Raw genomic sequence first — 16,261 nt, forward strand, 5'->3', positions numbered from 1 at the left:
CATGGACATCCTTTGTGGATCTGACGAAGAATCGGCGGCTCCTCCTCGAAACCGCCACTGGCCCTAGCCTATCGGCTCAGGGCGCCAGGGTCGACTCAGTGACAGAGAGAAGCCGCGGGCGCGGTTTCCTCGGCGATGCACTGATCGGACAGGGCCTGCCAGTGCGCGGCACGCAGCGGGTCTACGGCTAGCCCCAGCATACCGCTGCGGTAGGCATCGGCCAGGCGTTCTGCGGCCAGAGGATGGCCGGCCTCGCCCGCGCGGGCGTACCAGGTCACCGCCTTGTCATCACGACGCGGATACTGAGCACAGCCATGTTCGAAAATGCGTCCGGCCTGATATTGGGCGCTTACGTCGCCCTGCCGCGCGGCCTCCATCACATAGCGAGCCCCCTTGGCCTTGTCCTGGGGACGGATCGCACGATGGAACAGCATATGCCCATAGACCGACAGCGCGGAGATGTGACCCGCTTCTGCGCAGCGCTGATAGAGGTGCATCGTCAAGCGCTGGGTGCGTCGCGAACGCGGCAACCAGCGATTATGGAAGAGCTGTTCCGCCAGTCGATATTCGAGACGGGTTACCAAAGAAGATGCCTGATGCATGGCAAACAACCTAGCGTCTTGTGTAACGAGGAAATGCGCTCGCCGGAATCCGACGACCGTCATCGTGTCACCGTACTAATAACTAGATAACTAGTGGCCATCCGGGCGCCGCCGGGGCAACGGGGACGCAAGCATACGCCCCCCATGCAGGGGACTCAACCCCCGTATTTGCCGCCGGCAAAAGCCGCCGCTACCATGCCGATTCACCCCGCGTTTTTCCCTGATTGGAGCGAGACATGCAAACGCGACCGCTTGGCGATACCGGCATCGATGTCAGCCGGCTGTGCCTTGGTACCATGACCTTCGGCGAGCAGAACAGCGAAGCCGAAGCGCACGAGCAACTCGACCGCGCCACGGCGTTTGGTATCAACTTCATCGACACGGCCGAGATGTATCCCGTGCCGCCCAAGGCCGAGACCCAGGGTCTGACCGAAGCCTACGTGGGCAGCTGGCTGAAGGCCCGCGGCACCCGCGATGACGTAATCCTCGCCACCAAGGCGGCCGGCCCCGGGCTTGATCATATCCGCGGCGGCCCGCGGCTGACCCGCGAGCATATCCACCAGGCCATCGACGCGAGCCTTACGCGGCTGAACACCGATTACGTGGACCTCTATCAGCTGCACTGGCCCGACCGTAACGCCAACTTCTTCGGCAAGCTCGGCTATGAGGCCAAGGAAGACGAAGACGCCACCGCTCTCGAAGAGAGCCTGTCTGCCCTCAAGCAGCTGGTCGATGCCGGCAAGGTGCGCGCCGTCGGCCTCTCCAACGAGACGCCCTGGGGCGTTATGCACGCTCTCTCCCTGGCCGACCGCCTGGGTCTGCCACGAGTCGCCAGCGTGCAGAACCCCTACAGCCTGCTCAATCGCAGCTATGAAGTCGGCCTCGCTGAGATCAGCCATCGCGAGCGCGTCGGGCTGCTGGCCTATTCACCACTGGCCTTCGGCGTGCTCTCCGGCAAGTACCTGGACGGTGCCCAGCCGCCCAAGGGCCGCCTGACCCTCTTCGAGCGCTTCAAGCGCTACACCTCGCCGCTGGCCGATGAAGCGACCCGCGCCTATGTCGAGATCGCCCGCGAACACGGCCTGGACCCGGCGCAGATGGCGCTGGCCTACGTCAATTCACGGCCGTTCCTGACCAGCAACATCATCGGCGCGACCACCATGGAGCAGCTCGAGAGCAACCTGGCGAGCGAGTCGCTCAAGCTGGGCGACGAAGTGCTCGAGGCCATCGAGGCCGTGCATACCCGGCTGCCGAACCCTAGCCCCTAATGGCTCATTTCCCCTAGGAGACTATCGGGCAAGGCCCTTTTATAAGCCTATCCTATTCCCGGCGGCCAACGCCGGGAATGGTATCCCCTCCCACATCGCCGGACTATCGTCGCCATAGCTCCCCGGTTATCCCCGTGTTCCGGGGCGGCTTGATATACTCGACGCCTAACGACGGGCCCAGCGCCCATGCCGACTGTTCATAGGAGCGCCCCATGCTGAGCGTGATTTCCCCCGCCAAGACGCTGGATTTCGAGACCCCGCCAAGCACCGATACCTACAGCCAGCCCGATTATCTCGAGCGCAGCCGTGAACTGATCGATGTCTTGCGCGACTACTCGCCCCAGCAGCTCAGCGAGCTGATGGGCATCAGTGACAAGCTGGCCGGCCTCAATGCCGCCCGCTTCGCCGAGTGGCAGACGCCCCTGACCCCGGACAACGCCAAGCCAGCGGCGCAGGCCTTCCAGGGTGATGTCTATGTGGGCCTTGAGGCCACAAGCTTCAGCGAGGATGACAATGCCTTCGCCCAGAACCACCTGCGCATTCTCTCCGGCCTCTATGGCCTGCTGCGCCCGCTGGACCTGATCCTGCCCTACCGTCTGGAAATGGGCACCAAGCTTGCCAATCCGGCCGGTAAGGATCTGTATGCCTACTGGCGAGACACCCTGACCCGCGACCTGGATCGAGCGATCACGGCAAGCGGCAGCCCGGTGTTGGTTAACCTGGCATCCAACGAGTACTTCAAGGCCATCGACACCAAGAAACTCACCGCGCGGGTGATCACCCCGGTATTCAAGGACGAGAAGAACGGCCAGTACAAGATCATCAGCTTCTATGCCAAGAAGGCCCGTGGCCTGATGAGCGCCTGGATGATCCGCGAGCGCCTCGACGATCCCGAGGGCCTCAAGAACTTCGACGTGGCTGGCTATCGCTACAATGCGGCCATGTCAGAAGGCAATACGTTGGTCTTCACCCGCGCAGAAGGCGCATCCTGAGGCTCACGGCGCTGCCTCAGGGCCTTGGCCTGCAACGGACTGAGACGTCGTCAGTTCAAAAACGCAGGAGGCGCGCCGCCCGGGGCTTGAGGAAGTCTCGGTGCGCCGCCTTGAAGGCCTCGTCGTCGCAGCGCTCGAGCCACTCGTAGGCCGCCATGTCGGCGCTGATTACCACGCCACCGGCAGCCACCACCCGCTCCCTGGCTAGCCGCGCCTCGTCATGGCGCCGGCTGGCACATGCTTCGGCAAGCCAGTACACCCGGTAATCTGCCGCCAGCAGCCCTAGCGCCGTCTGCAGCACGCAGATATGCGCCTCGCTGCCGCAGATCACCACCTGCTTGCGACCAAGCTCGGCCAGCGCCTTGGCGAAGGGCGGCTCCTGCTGGGCATCGAAGTGCACCTTCTCCCAGCGGCGTGCCTCCGGCGCCGCCGCAAGCAGCCGCGGGTCGACGGCGCCCAGGCCTGCCGGGTATTGCTCAGTCATCCAAACCGGCACCTCAAGCGTCCGCGACAGGCCGGCAAGCCAAGCCGCCTCGGTGACGGCCTGTTCACCACCGTCGATCACCGGTAGCAAGCCGGTCTGAAGATCCACGATCAACAACAGGCTGGTCGTACGGTCGAGTCGCATCTCAGGTTTTCCTCACCAGTGACGTTATGGATTCAGCATAGGCGCCGAAGCGGGTATTCTGGCAGAGAATCGAATCACCCCTTAGGAGTCTTCTCTCCCCATGCGCAATATCTTCGTACTCATCTTGGCCACCTTCATGAGCCTGGGCCTGGCTGTTGATCACGCCGAGGCCAAGCGCCTGGGCGGCGGCAAAAGCTTCGGCTCCTACTCCCGCTCGGCGGACTCGACCGCCTCTACGCCCAATCGTAATGCCACCGCGGGCACCGGCGCCCGCCAGCCCTCGCGGGGCCTGTCACGCTTCGCCGGCCCCTTCGCCGGCCTGCTGGCCGGTGGCCTGTTGGCTTCGCTGTTCTTCGGCGGAGCCTTTGACGAACTGCGCCTGATGGACCTATTGCTAGTGGCCGGTGCGGCCTTCCTGCTGTTCCGCCTATTCGCCAAGCGTCGCCAGCCGGCCACCGCCGGTGGTGATTCCATGGCCCGCCGCGAGCAGGCCACCTCACAGCCTTTCACCACCTCAGAGCCTATCGGCGGTGGCCTTGGCGGCAGTGGCAGCACACCGAGCTGGTTCGACAAGGAACGCTTCCTGGGCGGGGCCAAGGAGCATTTCATGACCCTGCAACGCGCCTGGGACAACAACGACTTCGCCGGTATCCAGGAGTTTGTCACGCCAGCGTTCTACAACCAGCTGCGTGAAGAGCGCACCAACCACCCGGCCAATAATCGTACCGAGATCGTCAGGCTGTTCGCGGAGCTTGGCGACGTGCGAGAAATCGGTCAGCAGGCCGAGGCCACGGTCATTTTCCACGGCGTCATGGACGAGAACGGCGAGCACAACGAGTTCAATGAGACCTGGCACCTGATTCGCGAGCTGCGTGACAACGCCCCCTGGTACCTGCAGGGCATCGAGCAGACCCCGGGAGCCTGACACTCACTCGCGAGGCTGATTCTCGCGATACTCTTTCAAGCACTGCCTCAAGAACCACCCACAAAAATGCCGGGCTTTTGTAACCGCCCGGTGAACCCATCTGCCGAAAGTACCTGAATTCCATCACAGTAGGTGCCCACCTATTAATAAGTGGACACCTACCATGACTGACTTAAGCGTGCCGGAAGCCCCTCGGAAGCGTCGTCGCTTCACCACCGCGTTCAAGGCAAGAATCGTTGAGGCCTGCCAGCAATCGGGTGCCTCCGTGGCCGGGGTTGCCCTGGAGCACAGCCTGAATGCCAACTTGGTCCACAAGTGGATCCGCGCCGCCCGCCAGCGGACTGCCGCGCCAGAAGCACCGGCGTTTGTGCCGGTGCCCATGGCCAGTGCCTCATTACCGGTCGCTCGCCAAAATCAGGTGACGGACCGTATTCGCCTCACGATCCCGCACCCCAACGGCCCGATGGTCATCGAGTGGCCTGCCTCGGAGGCCGACGCGTGTCGATCTCTGATCCGAGAGCTGCTCGCATGATCCGCATCGACGAGATCTGGTTGGCGACGGAGCCGTTGGATATGCGCGCCGGACCGGATACGGCACTGGCCCGGGTGGTGAAGGTCTTCGGTGCCGCCCGACCGCACTGTGCCTATCTGTTCGCCAACCGGCGCGGCAACCGTATGAAGGTGCTGGTTCACGATGGCCTGGGCATCTGGCTGTGCGCCCGGCGTCTGAACCAGGGCAAGTTCCACTGGGCCAGCCACCGGCACGGCGATCGCGTCGAGCTCTGCCCAGAGCAGGTCACGGCGCTGGTTCAGGGCCTACCCTGGCAACGTCTCGGCGCCGGTGGCGTGATCTCGGTGGTCTGACATACCGAGCCAGATAAGGCACAGAATCTCCCGGCTCGCTATTCGCTGAAGTGCCAATCCCACTCCCCACGGCAGGTTGGCATACTCAGCGAATGAACATGCCTCCCGACCTGTCTCAGCTCTCTCCCGATCAGCTCCGCCACCTGGCGGCAACGCTGATGACGCAGGTCGAGGAAAAGGATAAAGCGCTCCGCCACAGCGAGCAGGTCAATCAGAAGCTGACCTATGAACTGGCGCTGCTCAAGCGCCACGCCTTCGGCAAGCGCAGCGAGCAGCTCAACGTTCTGCAGATCAGTCTGCTGGAGGATGGGGTGGATGCCGACATCGCCGCCATCGAGACTGAGTTGGAAGACCTGGTCACGACCGATGCGTCATCGGCGCCCAAGAAGACGCCCAAGCGCGCCTCTTTGCCTCCCGAACTGCCGCGCACCGAGATTCACCATGACCCAGAGAATGATCACTGCCCGTGTGGTTGTCAGCTGCGGCGGATCGGCGAGGAGGTCAGCGAGAAGCTCGACTACACGCCGGGCGTATTCCATGTCGAGCGCCATATCCGTGGCAAGTGGGTCTGTGATCACTGCGAGACACTGACCCAGGCGCCGATGCCGGCGCAGATCATCGACAAGGGCATCCCCACCGCCGGTCTGCTGGCCCAGGTGCTGATCGCCAAGTACGCCGATCACCTCCCACTGTATCGCCAGGAGCAGATCTTCTCCCGTGCCGGCGTGGCGATTCCGCGCTCCACTCTGGCCGAGTGGGTCGGCATCTGCGGCGTGCGGCTTCAGCCGCTGATCGATGCCCTACGTAAGCTGCTGCTCAGTGAGCCGGTGCTGCATGCCGACGAGACGCCGGTGCCGATGCTGGCCCCGGGCAAGAAGAAGACACATCGCGCCTACCTTTGGGCTTACGCCACCACGCCCTACGCCGGCCTGAAGGCCGTCGTCTACGACTTCAGCGAGGGACGCAGTGGTCAGCATGCCCGCGACTTCCTCGGCGAGTGGCGGGGCAAGCTGGTCTGCGACGACTACAGCGGCTACAAGCAAAGCTTCGCCAACGGCGTCACCGAGATCGGCTGCATGGCTCATGCGCGGCGCAAGTTCGTTGATCTGCATGTAGCCGGCAAGAGCCAGATCGCCGAGCAGGCCATCGAGCTGATCGGCCAGCTCTACCAACTAGAGCGCGAGGCCCAGCCATTGACCGAGGAAGAACGCCAGCGGTTACGCGACACTCGAGCCAGACCTCTCGCCGACACGCTGCACCGCTGGATGCTGGCCCACCGAGAAAAGGTGCCGAATGGTTCGGCGACGGCGAAAGCGCTGGACTACAGCCTGAAGCGTTGGGCGGCGTTGACGCGCTATCTGGATGACGGCCGACTACCTATCGATAACAACCGGGTCGAGAACCTGATCCGCCCTTGGGCGCTGGGCCGCAGCAACTGGCTATTCGCCGGGTCACTGCGCAGTGGCCAGCGCGCCGCTACCATCATGAGCTTGATCCAGTGCGCCAAGCTCAACGGCCACGAGCCCTATGCCTACCTGAAGGACGTGCTGGAACGGCTACCGACACACAAGGCCAGCCAGATCCACGAGCTTCTGCCCCATCACTGGCAGCACAACGTCTGATCACTGACAAGCGGTGTTTGGCGAACGCTTACGGGCTTTTGCCCGGCATTTTTTGATTATCCCACCGCCCAGGGGCTCTCTCAGGCCACCGATTGAGCAAGTGAGTTCATGCGCAGGTATCAGTATGCGGATGCCGTACGCTTTCCCAGTGCTCTTTCCTAGCCTTTCCCGGCAACGCTACCTTAATAGTCAGACTGTGCCTCATCGGCCGCCTCTTCGACGTTATCACCGGCTTCCTCGATCGCATCCCCCGTGTCCTCCATGGCGTTATCGATCTTTTCACCGGCCTGTTCCGCAGGCCCTTCCTCTTCACAGCCAGTGATGGCAACGGCCATCATGGCCACCAGCAGCATGATGCCGAGCTTGTCCTTCAGCTTGTCCGTAAGCTTCACGTTCATGATGTTGTCCTCCTGAATCATGGTTGCCATACCTGACGACGAGTGTCAGTCCACACACCATAGCCGTCCTGGCGCTGCGGCTCTACCCATAGCTCGTCCACCTCAAGCGCCTGGGCCATGCCGTCACGCATGACTCACCGGTTAGATGCACTTCAGGTCATGGGGCTGACACAAAAAACCCCGGGCGCGTCAGCGCCCGGGGTGAGAAGGAAGAGCTATCGCGGCGCACCCATCGGGCGAGCCTTTCTGTCGCGTGATTGTCGCGGGGCTATCGTGTCGTGTCCTGCCGAGAGCTGCCGTGCTGCCAGCCGGCATTTCCTGGCCATTTCCACCGCCCAGACATGAAAAAACCCCGGCCTGTTAAGGACCGGGGTTTTCTCTAAATAAGTGCCTGACAATGACCTACTCTCGCATGGAGAAACTCCACACTACCATCGGCGCTAAGCGGTTTCACTTCCGAGTTCGGCATGGGATCGGGTGGTTCACGCTCGCTATGGTCGTCAGGCGAAACGGGTTGATGAGACGCCTTGGCGGCTCATCGCAATATGAAATCATGCTGACGTGATCGTCTCTTGTTACTGCTCGCGTATCCGTCAATTGTGCGCGTCATGCGCAGACCCCTTGGGGTTATATGGTCAAGCCTCACGGGCCATTAGTACACGTTAGCTCAACGCCTTGCAGCGCTTCCACACCGTGCCTATCAACCAGCTCGTCTTGCTGGGCCCTTCAGGAGGCTTATGCCTCGGGGAAGTCTCATCTTGAAGGGGGCTTCCCGCTTAGATGCTTTCAGCGGTTATCCCGTCCGCACTTAGCTACCCGGCAATGCCACTGGCGTGACAACCGGAACACCAGAGGTGCGTCCACTCCGGTCCTCTCGTACTAGGAGCAGCACTTCTCAAACTTCCAACGCCCACGGCAGATAGGGACCGAACTGTCTCACGACGTTCTAAACCCAGCTCGCGTACCACTTTAAATGGCGAACAGCCATACCCTTGGGACCGACTTCAGCCCCAGGATGTGATGAGCCGACATCGAGGTGCCAAACACCGCCGTCGATGTGAACTCTTGGGCGGTATCAGCCTGTTATCCCCGGAGTACCTTTTATCCGTTGAGCGATGGCCCTTCCATACAGAACCACCGGATCACTAGAACCTACTTTCGTACCTGCTCGACGTGTCTGTCTCGCAGTTAAGCACCCTTATGCTCTTGCACTCAATGCACGATTTCCAACCGTGCTGAGGGTACCTTCGTGCTCCTCCGTTACTCTTTGGGAGGAGACCGCCCCAGTCAAACTACCCACCACACACTGTCCTCGATCCGGATAACGGACCGGAGTTAGAACGCCAATGATGCCAGGCTGGTATTTCAAGGTTGGCTCCACGATAGCTAGCGCCACCGTTTCCAAGCCTCCCAGCTATCCTACACAAGCAACATCAGCGTCCAGTGTGAAGCTATAGTAAAGGTTCACGGGGTCTTTCCGTCTAGCCGCGGGTACACAGCATCTTCACTGCGATTTCAATTTCACTGAGTCTCGGGTGGAGACAGCGTGGCCATCATTACGCCATTCGTGCAGGTCGGAACTTACCCGACAAGGAATTTCGCTACCTTAGGACCGTTATAGTTACGGCCGCCGTTTACCGGGGCTTCGATCAGGAGCTTCGCCGAAGCTAACACCATCAATTAACCTTCCGGCACCGGGCAGGCGTCACACCCTATACGTCCGCTTACGCGTTGGCAGAGTGCTGTGTTTTTAATAAACAGTTGCAGCCACCTGGTATCTTCGACCGCGTCAGGCTCGGGGAGCAAGTCCCTTCACCCTAATGCGGCGTGCCTTCTCCCGAAGTTACGGCACCATTTTGCCTAGTTCCTTCACCCGAGTTCTCTCAAGCGCCTTGGTATTCTCTACCTGACCACCTGTGTCGGTTTGGGGTACGGTTCCACAGTATCTGAAGCTTAGAGGCTTTTCCTGGAAGCGTGGCATCGATGACTTCCAGACCGTAGTCTGTTCGTCTCGTCTCTCGGCCTTGGGGTACCGGATTTACCTGATTCCCCAGCCTACTGACTTTCACCAGGACAACCAACGCCTGGCTCACCTAGCCTTCTTCGTCCCCCCATCGCAATACTGTGAAGTACGGGAATATTGACCCGTTTCCCATCGACTACGCCTTTCGGCCTCGCCTTAGGGGCCGACTCACTCTGCTCCGATTAGCGTCGAACAGAAACCCTTGGTCTTCCGGCGGGGGAGTTTTTCACTCCCCTTGTCGTTACTCATGTCAGCATTCGCACTCGTGATACCTCCAGCATGCTTCTCAACACACCTTCATCGGCTTACACGACGCTCCTCTACCGCTCGTCATTCGACGAACCCGTAGCTTCGGTACCTGATTTAGCCCCGTTACATCTTCCGCGCAGGCCGACTCGACTAGTGAGCTATTACGCTTTCTTTAAAGGATGGCTGCTTCTAAGCCAACCTCCTAGCTGTCTGAGCCTTCCCACATCGTTTCCCACTTAATCAGGATTTTGGGACCTTAGCTGACGGTCTGGGTTGTTTCCCTTTTCACAACGGACGTTAGCACCCGCTGTGTGTCTCCCACGCTGCACTCACCGGTATTCGGAGTTTGCCTCGGGTTGGTAAGTCGGGATGACCCCCTAGCCGAAACAGTGCTCTACCCCCGGCGGTGATACGTGAGGCGCTACCTAAATAGCTTTCGAGGAGAACCAGCTATCTCCGGGCTTGATTAGCCTTTCACTCCGATCCACAAGTCATCCAAATCTTTTTCAACAGATCCTGGTTCGGTCCTCCAATTGATGTTACTCAATCTTCAACCTGCTCATGGATAGATCGCCCGGTTTCGGGTCTATTTCCAGCGACTGGTCGCCCAGTTAAGACTCGATTTCTCTACGCCTCCCCTATACGGTTAAGCTCGCCACTGAAAATAAGTCGCTGACCCATTATACAAAAGGTACGCGGTCACCGAACAAGTCGGCTCCCACTGCTTGTACGCATACGGTTTCAGGATCTATTTCACTCCCCTCTCCGGGGTTCTTTTCGCCTTTCCCTCACGGTACTGGTTCACTATCGGTCAGTCAGGAGTATTTAGCCTTGGAGGATGGTCCCCCCGTCTTCAGTCAAGGTTTCTCGTGCCCCGACCTACTCGATTTCACACCAATCAGATTTCGACTACGGGGCTATCACCCTGTATCGCGTGGTTTCCCAACCACTTCGTCTATCAGTCATGGTGCTTAAGGGCTGGTCCCCGTTCGCTCGCCGCTACTTGGGGAATCTCGGTTGATTTCTTTTCCTCAGGGTACTTAGATGTTTCAGTTCCCCTGGTTCGCCTCCCAACACCTATGTATTCAGTGTGGGATACCCAACTTACGTTGGGTGGGTTTCCCCATTCAGAAATGTCCGGGTCGCAGGTTGTTTGCCACCTCGCCGAACCTTATCGCAGGCTTCCACGTCTTTCATCGCCTCTGACTGCCTAGGCATCCACCGTATGCGCTTCATCGCTTGACCATATAACCCGAAAGGGTCTGGTCCGCGATGACGCACGACAATTGCCGGATACGCTTGAGACGTATCACTGCCCTTTCCTGGGTAGGAAAGGGACTTTTTGTCAGCATGATTCATATTGTTAAAGAGCGACTGTCGAACCGACAGTCACAAACCCGACATCATCATGGTTGATGATAGGCTTGTGACTGTGGACTCACAGATGACTGTTGGGATGATGGTGGAGCCTAGCGGGATCGAACCGCTGACCTCCTGCGTGCAAGGCAGGCGCTCTCCCAGCTGAGCTAAGGCCCCTCTGATTGCTCGACGCGACATGGAGAATTTTATTCGGATCAAGGCGCTTTGGTGCGACGTGTAGCTCGCTACACGAGTGCCGAAGCAACGCAGGACCGGATAAAATTTGGTGGGTCTGGGCAGACTCGAACTGCCGACCTCACCCTTATCAGGGGTGCGCTCTAACCAACTGAGCTACAGACCCAACACCTACTCTCTCACTGAGAAGAACGTGGCCGGCTTGCCGACCTCACCCTCCTTTCCATTTAAGGTCAGGGGGTGCGCTCTAACCAACTGAGCGAATACTCTAAGGTCACGCTGGGTCTTTACCCAAACAGTCTTATGCTCTGGCCGATCAGATAATTCATTGTGGACACTTGCCGAGAAGAGGCGAGTCGTCGATTAAGGAGGTGATCCAGCCGCAGGTTCCCCTACGGCTACCTTGTTACGACTTCACCCCAGTCATGAACCACACCGTGGTGATCGCTCCCCCGAAGGTTAAGCTAACCACTTCTGGTGCAGTCCACTCCCATGGTGTGACGGGCGGTGTGTACAAGGCCCGGGAACGTATTCACCGTGACATTCTGATTCACGATTACTAGCGATTCCGACTTCACGGAGTCGAGTTGCAGACTCCGATCCGGACTGAGGCAGGCTTTATGGGATTAGCTCCACGTCGCCGTCTTGCAACCCTTTGTACCTGCCATTGTAGCACGTGTGTAGCCCTACTCGTAAGGGCCATGATGACTTGACGTCATCCCCACCTTCCTCCGGTTTGTCACCGGCAGTCTCCTTAGAGTTCCCGACATGACTCGCTGGCAAATAAGGATAGGGGTTGCGCTCGTTACGGGACTTAACCCAACATTTCACAACACGAGCTGACGACAGCCATGCAGCACCTGTCTGTGCGTTCCCGAAGGCACCAATCCATCTCTGGAAAGTTCGCACGATGTCAAGAGTAGGTAAGGTTCTTCGCGTTGCATCGAATTAAACCACATGCTCCACCGCTTGTGCGGGCCCCCGTCAATTCATTTGAGTTTTAACCTTGCGGCCGTACTCCCCAGGCGGTCGACTTATTGCGTTAACTGCGCCACTAAGAACTCGAGGCTCCCAACGGCTAGTCGACATCGTTTACGGCGTGGACTACCAGGGTATCTAATCCTGTTTGCTACCCACGCTTTCGCACCTCAGTGTCAGTGTCAGTCCAGAAGGCCGCCTTCGCCACTGGTATTCCTCCCGATCTCTACGCATTTCACCGCTACACCGGGAATTCTACCTTCCTCTCCTGCACTCTAGCCTAACAGTTCCGGATGCAGTTCCCAGGTTGAGCCCGGGGCTTTCACAACCGGCTTATCAAGCCACCTACGCGCGCTTTACGCCCAGTAATTCCGATTAACGCTTGCACCCTCCGTATTACCGCGGCTGCTGGCACGGAGTTAGCCGGTGCTTCTTCTGCGAGTGATGTCCTTCCTGACGAGTATTAATCATCAGGCTTTCTTCCTCGCTGAAAGTGCTTTACAACCCGAAAGCCTTCTTCACACACGCGGCATGGCTGGATCAGGCTTTCGCCCATTGTCCAATATTCCCCACTGCTGCCTCCCGTAGGAGTCTGGGCCGTGTCTCAGTCCCAGTGTGGCTGATCATCCTCTCAGACCAGCTACGGATCGTCGCCTTGGTGAGCCATTACCTCACCAACAAGCTAATCCGACATAGGCTCATCCGATAGCGCAAGGTCCGAAGATCCCCTGCTTTCCCCCGTAGGGCGTATGCGGTATTAGCGTGAGTTTCCCCACGTTATCCCCCACTACCGGGCAGATTCCTATGCATTACTCACCCGTCCGCCGCTCGACGCCTCCTAGCAAGCTAGGATCGTTTCCGCTCGACTTGCATGTGTTAGGCCTGCCGCCAGCGTTCAATCTGAGCCATGATCAAACTCTTCAGTTTAAAATCATACGGTCTTACCTTTCCGAAGAAAGAAGCAGACCAAACTTGGCTCAAGGTTCAAACGTCTCAAAAAATCAGCCGATATGGCTTCTTTTGACGAGTCGCTTGCCTTGAAGTATCGGTGACTGATCACCCCTTCATCGACAAGCGCCCACATGAATTATCTGATCGATTGTTAAAGAGCAGCTCCGAACTCTTAAAGAGTGGAGCATCTCGCATCTGCCTGGCCGTTTGGCCGGCGCCCTGCGAGGAAGGCGTATTCTACTGAATCGGCAGTGAATGTCAACCCTTGCTGTTGTCGTTCGCTCTAGATGACCGAGCGAACCAGCGGCGAGTTGAGCGCCGATCGAGTGGAGGAGCATTCTACCGTTTCCGGCTGTTTTGTCAATGCCTGTCGATCAAGCCTGATCGAAAAACTTTAACCAAAACAAGTACTTCCAACACTCTTCACCGCTTCCGACGTTTGCTCGTCGGCGGCAGCGGATGCGTACTTTACGGATTATCGCGGGCCCACACAACCCCTTTCTTGCAAAAAGGTGACGAGGAGGTTGTGGATAGATGAAGGCGGCTGACCGGGTGTGGATAAATCGAGGGGCCAGACACGACAACGCCCGCACAAGGGCGGGCGTTGCAGAGCCATTAGAGGCACAGCTAACCAGAACCGATAGCAGAACCAATATATGGCGAACCGACTAAAGAGCATCTGGCAAAGGACGAAGACCCGAGAACTTAGTCGAGGATTACTCGGGCATAGCGTTTCTTGCCGGCCTGGATTACATAGCTCGCACCGGTCGCCAGCATGTGATCGCGAGCGACCACCTCGCCGTCGACCTTGACGCGACCGTTGCCGAGCATGTCCTTGGCCTGGGCGCTGTTGTTGGCAAGACCGGAGCGGTTGAGCACCGCGGCGATCGGCGCCTGCTCACTGCCTTCGAAGTCGACGTGCACTTCGGGCAGGTCTTCGGGCAGTTCGCCATCGGCCAGCTGGTTGCCGGCAGACTTGTGCGCATTGGCCGCCGCGTCCTCGCCGTGATAACGACCGACCAGTTCACGAGCCAGTACCATCTTGATGTCACGCGGGTTGGCACCCTGCTCGACGTCGCGCTTGAGCGCCTCGATGTCTTCGTTGGACTTCAGCGACAGCAGTTCGAAATAGCGCCACATCAGGCTGTCGGGCATCGACACCAGCTTGTTGAACATGGTGCCCGGGCCATCATCGACGCCGACATAGTTGCCCAGCGACTTGGACATCTTCTGCACGCCGTCCAATCCTTCCAGCAACGGCATGGTGATCACCACCTGCGGCGACTGGCCGAAGTGCTTCTGCAGCTCGCGGCCCATCAGCAGGTTGAACTTCTGATCGGTACCGCCGAGCTCGACGTCGGCTTCCAGTGCCACCGAGTCATAGCCCTGCACCAGTGGATAGAGGAACTCGTGGATGGAGATCGACTGACCGCCCTGATAGCGCTTCTCGAAGTCATCGCGCTCAAGCATGCGTGCCACGGTGCTCTGACCGGCCAGCTCGATCATATCGGCGGCACTCATCGCGGAGAACCATTCGGCGTTGAAGCGTACTTCGGTCTTCTCGGGGTCGAGGATCTTGAAGACCTGTGCCTTGTAGGTCTCGGCGTTGGCCTTCACTTCTTCCTCGGTGAGGGGCTTGCGGGTAACGTTCTTGCCGGTGGGGTCGCCGATGCGCCCGGTGAAATCGCCGATCAGGAAGACCACCTGATGACCGAGGTCCTGAAACTGGCGCATCTTGGTCAGCAGCACGCTGTGGCCGAGGTGCAAGTCCGGCGCAGTCGGGTCGAAGCCGGCCTTGATGCGCAGGGGGCGACCGGACGCGAGCTTCTCCTTGAGCTCATCGGCCAGCAGAATCTCATGGGTGCCGCGCTCAAGCAGCGCCAGCGCATCAGCGACGTCGGACATCGTTACCGTTCTCCCCTCAAAAGCAGTTGATCGCCAGGCAAGGCCCTTTGGCATCAAGAGCAGGCCTGATAATGGGGGCAGATGGTAGCATGTCTTGCTCAATCGGTTGAGCGCCGGACACACCAGGGAGACGAGCATGCCACTGTTGATTGGACTGATGTCGGGAACCAGCCTCGATGGCATCGACGCGGCCCTCATTGCGTGCGGCGAGCCTGGGCCGGGTGGTACGCAGGAGGCGCCGCGCCTGCTGGCCACTCATGAGGTCGCCATGCCCCCGAGCCTGCGCGCGACGCTGCTCGAACTCTGCCATGCTGACGCCGTGCGCTTTGCGGACCTGGCCCGCGCCGAAGACGCCTTCTGCCGCCTGCAGGCCCGCGCCGTGAGCGAACTGCTGGTGGCGAGCAACACTCCGGCAAGCGCGGTGGCCGCCATCGGCAGCCACGGCCAGACCATCGAGCACGCCCCCCTTGGGCATGATGACAAGGATGCGAGCGCGCCCTATACCCTGCAGCTCGACAATCCCAGCCTGCTGGCCGAACTGACCGGCTGCCCGGTGGTCGCCGATTTCCGGCGGCGCGACCTGGCCGCCGGTGGTCAGGCCGCGCCACTGGCCCCCGCTTTCCATGCCGCGCTGTTTCGCCACCCCCGCGAATGGCAACTGGTGCTCAACCTGGGCGGCTTCGCCAACCTGACTCTGCTACCGCCCGCCACCTGCACCGCCGAGGTAATCGGCTTCGATACCGGCCCGGCCAACGTGCTGCTGGATGCCTGGCATCAGCGCCATCGAGGCACACCTGTCGATATAGACGGCGCCTGGGCCGCCGGCGGACGGGTCATCGAGCCACTGCTCACCCGCCTGCTAGCAGACCCCTTCTTCAGCGCGCCGCCGCCCAAGAGCACCGGCCGCGAGGCCTTTCACCTGCCCTGGCTCGAGGCACAGCTGACCGGCAATGAGTCGCCCCAGGACGTGCAGGCAACACTCGCCGAACTGACCGCGGCAAGTGTCGCCTCCGGCATCGCGCAGGCCATGGCCCACTATCAGGCCCCGCCTCCCAGCCGGCTGCTGCCCTGCGGCGGTGGCGCCCGCAATGCCGATCTGCTCGCACGACTGGCCCGGCGACTGCCGCAGACCGAGATCGGCATCATCGACCAGGATGGCTGGAGCGCCGACTGGTTGGAGGCCGGCGCCTTCGCCTGGCTGGCCTGGCGACGCCTGGCGGGCCTGCCCGGCAACCTGCCGGCGGTCACCGGTGCCGCCGGCCCGCGAGTGCTGGGCGGAATCTATTCACACTAATCTAGTCA

At 60.0% G+C, this 16,261-nt stretch carries 11 protein-coding genes, 2 tRNA genes and 3 rRNA genes; 7 read left to right on the top strand and 9 right to left on the bottom strand.

The window, feature by feature from the left end; all coding sequences use genetic code 11:
* Positions 1–95: 95 nt before the first annotated feature.
* On the bottom strand, positions 96–602 hold the full coding sequence (locus Q2K57_RS06205; protein WP_112056490.1) for a tetratricopeptide repeat protein: 507 nt from the start codon (positions 600–602) through the stop codon (positions 96–98).
* A 236-nt stretch (positions 603–838) separates the two neighbouring features.
* Between Q2K57_RS06205 and Q2K57_RS06210 the strand changes: the two genes are divergently transcribed.
* Together Q2K57_RS06210 and yaaA are read left to right on the top strand one after the other, a co-directional pair.
* Positions 839–1,870 (top strand): NADP(H)-dependent aldo-keto reductase, encoded by a 1,032-nt coding sequence (locus tag Q2K57_RS06210; protein WP_304526369.1) that lies wholly within the window; start codon positions 839–841, stop codon positions 1,868–1,870.
* A gap of 212 nt (positions 1,871–2,082) precedes the next feature.
* A complete protein-coding gene (gene yaaA / locus Q2K57_RS06215; RefSeq protein ID WP_304526370.1) occupies positions 2,083–2,862 on the top strand; it encodes a peroxide stress protein YaaA in 780 nt (259 codons plus the stop codon).
* 55 nt (positions 2,863–2,917) lie between these two features.
* Here the strand turns inward: yaaA and Q2K57_RS06220 are convergent, their stop codons facing one another.
* Positions 2,918–3,490 carry an isochorismatase family protein gene (locus Q2K57_RS06220; protein ID WP_112056485.1) on the bottom strand — a complete coding sequence of 191 codons (573 nt, stop codon included), beginning with the start codon at positions 3,488–3,490 and terminating at the stop codon, positions 2,918–2,920.
* Positions 3,491–3,590: 100 nt separating this feature from the next.
* Here Q2K57_RS06220 and Q2K57_RS06225 point away from each other — a divergent pair, with 100 nt between their 5' ends.
* The 4 genes from Q2K57_RS06225 (at position 3,591) to Q2K57_RS06240 (ending at position 6,901) form a co-directional block, all read left to right on the top strand.
* The gene (locus Q2K57_RS06225; RefSeq protein WP_304526371.1) at positions 3,591–4,415 is read left to right on the top strand and encodes a Tim44 domain-containing protein; all 825 of its coding nucleotides are present in this window, start codon (positions 3,591–3,593) and stop codon (positions 4,413–4,415) included.
* 163 nt (positions 4,416–4,578) lie between these two features.
* Positions 4,579–4,947 (top strand): transposase, encoded by a 369-nt coding sequence (locus Q2K57_RS06230; RefSeq protein WP_304525929.1) that lies wholly within the window; start codon positions 4,579–4,581, stop codon positions 4,945–4,947.
* Entirely contained in the window at positions 4,944–5,279 is a 336-nt protein-coding gene (gene tnpB, locus Q2K57_RS06235; RefSeq protein WP_304524918.1) for an IS66 family insertion sequence element accessory protein TnpB, read from the top strand. The genes Q2K57_RS06230 and tnpB overlap by 4 nt, the downstream gene beginning before the upstream one ends.
* Positions 5,280–5,371: 92 nt before the next feature.
* Positions 5,372–6,901: an IS66 family transposase gene (locus tag Q2K57_RS06240; protein ID WP_304525928.1), complete on the top strand. Its 1,530-nt coding sequence runs from the start codon at positions 5,372–5,374 to the stop codon at positions 6,899–6,901.
* A 182-nt stretch (positions 6,902–7,083) separates the two neighbouring features.
* Here the strand turns inward: Q2K57_RS06240 and Q2K57_RS06245 are convergent, their stop codons facing one another.
* From Q2K57_RS06245 to tyrS, 7 genes are all read right to left on the bottom strand, one after another.
* Positions 7,084–7,299 carry a hypothetical protein gene (locus Q2K57_RS06245; protein WP_112056548.1) on the bottom strand — a complete coding sequence of 72 codons (216 nt, stop codon included), beginning with the start codon at positions 7,297–7,299 and terminating at the stop codon, positions 7,084–7,086.
* Between the two features lie 389 nt (positions 7,300–7,688).
* A 5S ribosomal RNA gene (gene rrf / locus Q2K57_RS06250) occupies positions 7,689–7,804 on the bottom strand.
* A gap of 126 nt (positions 7,805–7,930) precedes the next feature.
* A 23S ribosomal RNA gene (locus tag Q2K57_RS06255) occupies positions 7,931–10,816 on the bottom strand.
* A gap of 215 nt (positions 10,817–11,031) precedes the next feature.
* Positions 11,032–11,107 (bottom strand) — tRNA-Ala (locus tag Q2K57_RS06260).
* A gap of 107 nt (positions 11,108–11,214) precedes the next feature.
* Positions 11,215–11,291: transfer RNA gene (locus tag Q2K57_RS06265), tRNA-Ile, on the bottom strand.
* Between the two features lie 198 nt (positions 11,292–11,489).
* Positions 11,490–13,030, bottom strand: a 16S ribosomal RNA gene (locus Q2K57_RS06270).
* The 16S, 23S and 5S rRNA genes sit together here with 2 tRNA genes alongside, the layout of an rRNA operon.
* Before the next feature lie 729 nt (positions 13,031–13,759).
* Entirely contained in the window at positions 13,760–14,959 is a 1,200-nt protein-coding gene (gene tyrS / locus Q2K57_RS06275) for a tyrosine--tRNA ligase (protein WP_304526372.1), read from the bottom strand.
* Between the two features lie 136 nt (positions 14,960–15,095).
* Here tyrS and Q2K57_RS06280 point away from each other — a divergent pair, with 136 nt between their 5' ends.
* Positions 15,096–16,253 carry an anhydro-N-acetylmuramic acid kinase gene (locus tag Q2K57_RS06280; RefSeq protein WP_304526373.1) on the top strand — a complete coding sequence of 386 codons (1,158 nt, stop codon included), beginning with the start codon at positions 15,096–15,098 and terminating at the stop codon, positions 16,251–16,253.
* Positions 16,254–16,261: the final 8 nt, after the last annotated feature.

The organism is Halomonas sp. I5-271120 (assembly GCF_030553075.1).
GTDB lineage: Bacteria > Pseudomonadota > Gammaproteobacteria > Pseudomonadales > Halomonadaceae > Onishia > Onishia taeanensis_A.

Coding starts and splice junctions, on each gene's coding strand:
- Q2K57_RS06205 (WP_112056490.1), bottom strand. CDS start 602: ATGCATCAGGCATCTTCTTTGGTAACCCGTCTCGAATATCGACTGGCG.
- Q2K57_RS06210 (WP_304526369.1), top strand. CDS start 839: ATGCAAACGCGACCGCTTGGCGATACCGGCATCGATGTCAGCCGGCTG.
- yaaA (WP_304526370.1), top strand. CDS start 2,083: ATGCTGAGCGTGATTTCCCCCGCCAAGACGCTGGATTTCGAGACCCCG.
- Q2K57_RS06220 (WP_112056485.1), bottom strand. CDS start 3,490: ATGCGACTCGACCGTACGACCAGCCTGTTGTTGATCGTGGATCTTCAG.
- Q2K57_RS06225 (WP_304526371.1), top strand. CDS start 3,591: ATGCGCAATATCTTCGTACTCATCTTGGCCACCTTCATGAGCCTGGGC.
- Q2K57_RS06230 (WP_304525929.1), top strand. CDS start 4,579: ATGACTGACTTAAGCGTGCCGGAAGCCCCTCGGAAGCGTCGTCGCTTC.
- tnpB (WP_304524918.1), top strand. CDS start 4,944: ATGATCCGCATCGACGAGATCTGGTTGGCGACGGAGCCGTTGGATATG.
- Q2K57_RS06240 (WP_304525928.1), top strand. CDS start 5,372: ATGAACATGCCTCCCGACCTGTCTCAGCTCTCTCCCGATCAGCTCCGC.
- Q2K57_RS06245 (WP_112056548.1), bottom strand. CDS start 7,299: ATGAACGTGAAGCTTACGGACAAGCTGAAGGACAAGCTCGGCATCATG.
- tyrS (WP_304526372.1), bottom strand. CDS start 14,959: ATGTCCGACGTCGCTGATGCGCTGGCGCTGCTTGAGCGCGGCACCCAT.
- Q2K57_RS06280 (WP_304526373.1), top strand. CDS start 15,096: ATGCCACTGTTGATTGGACTGATGTCGGGAACCAGCCTCGATGGCATC.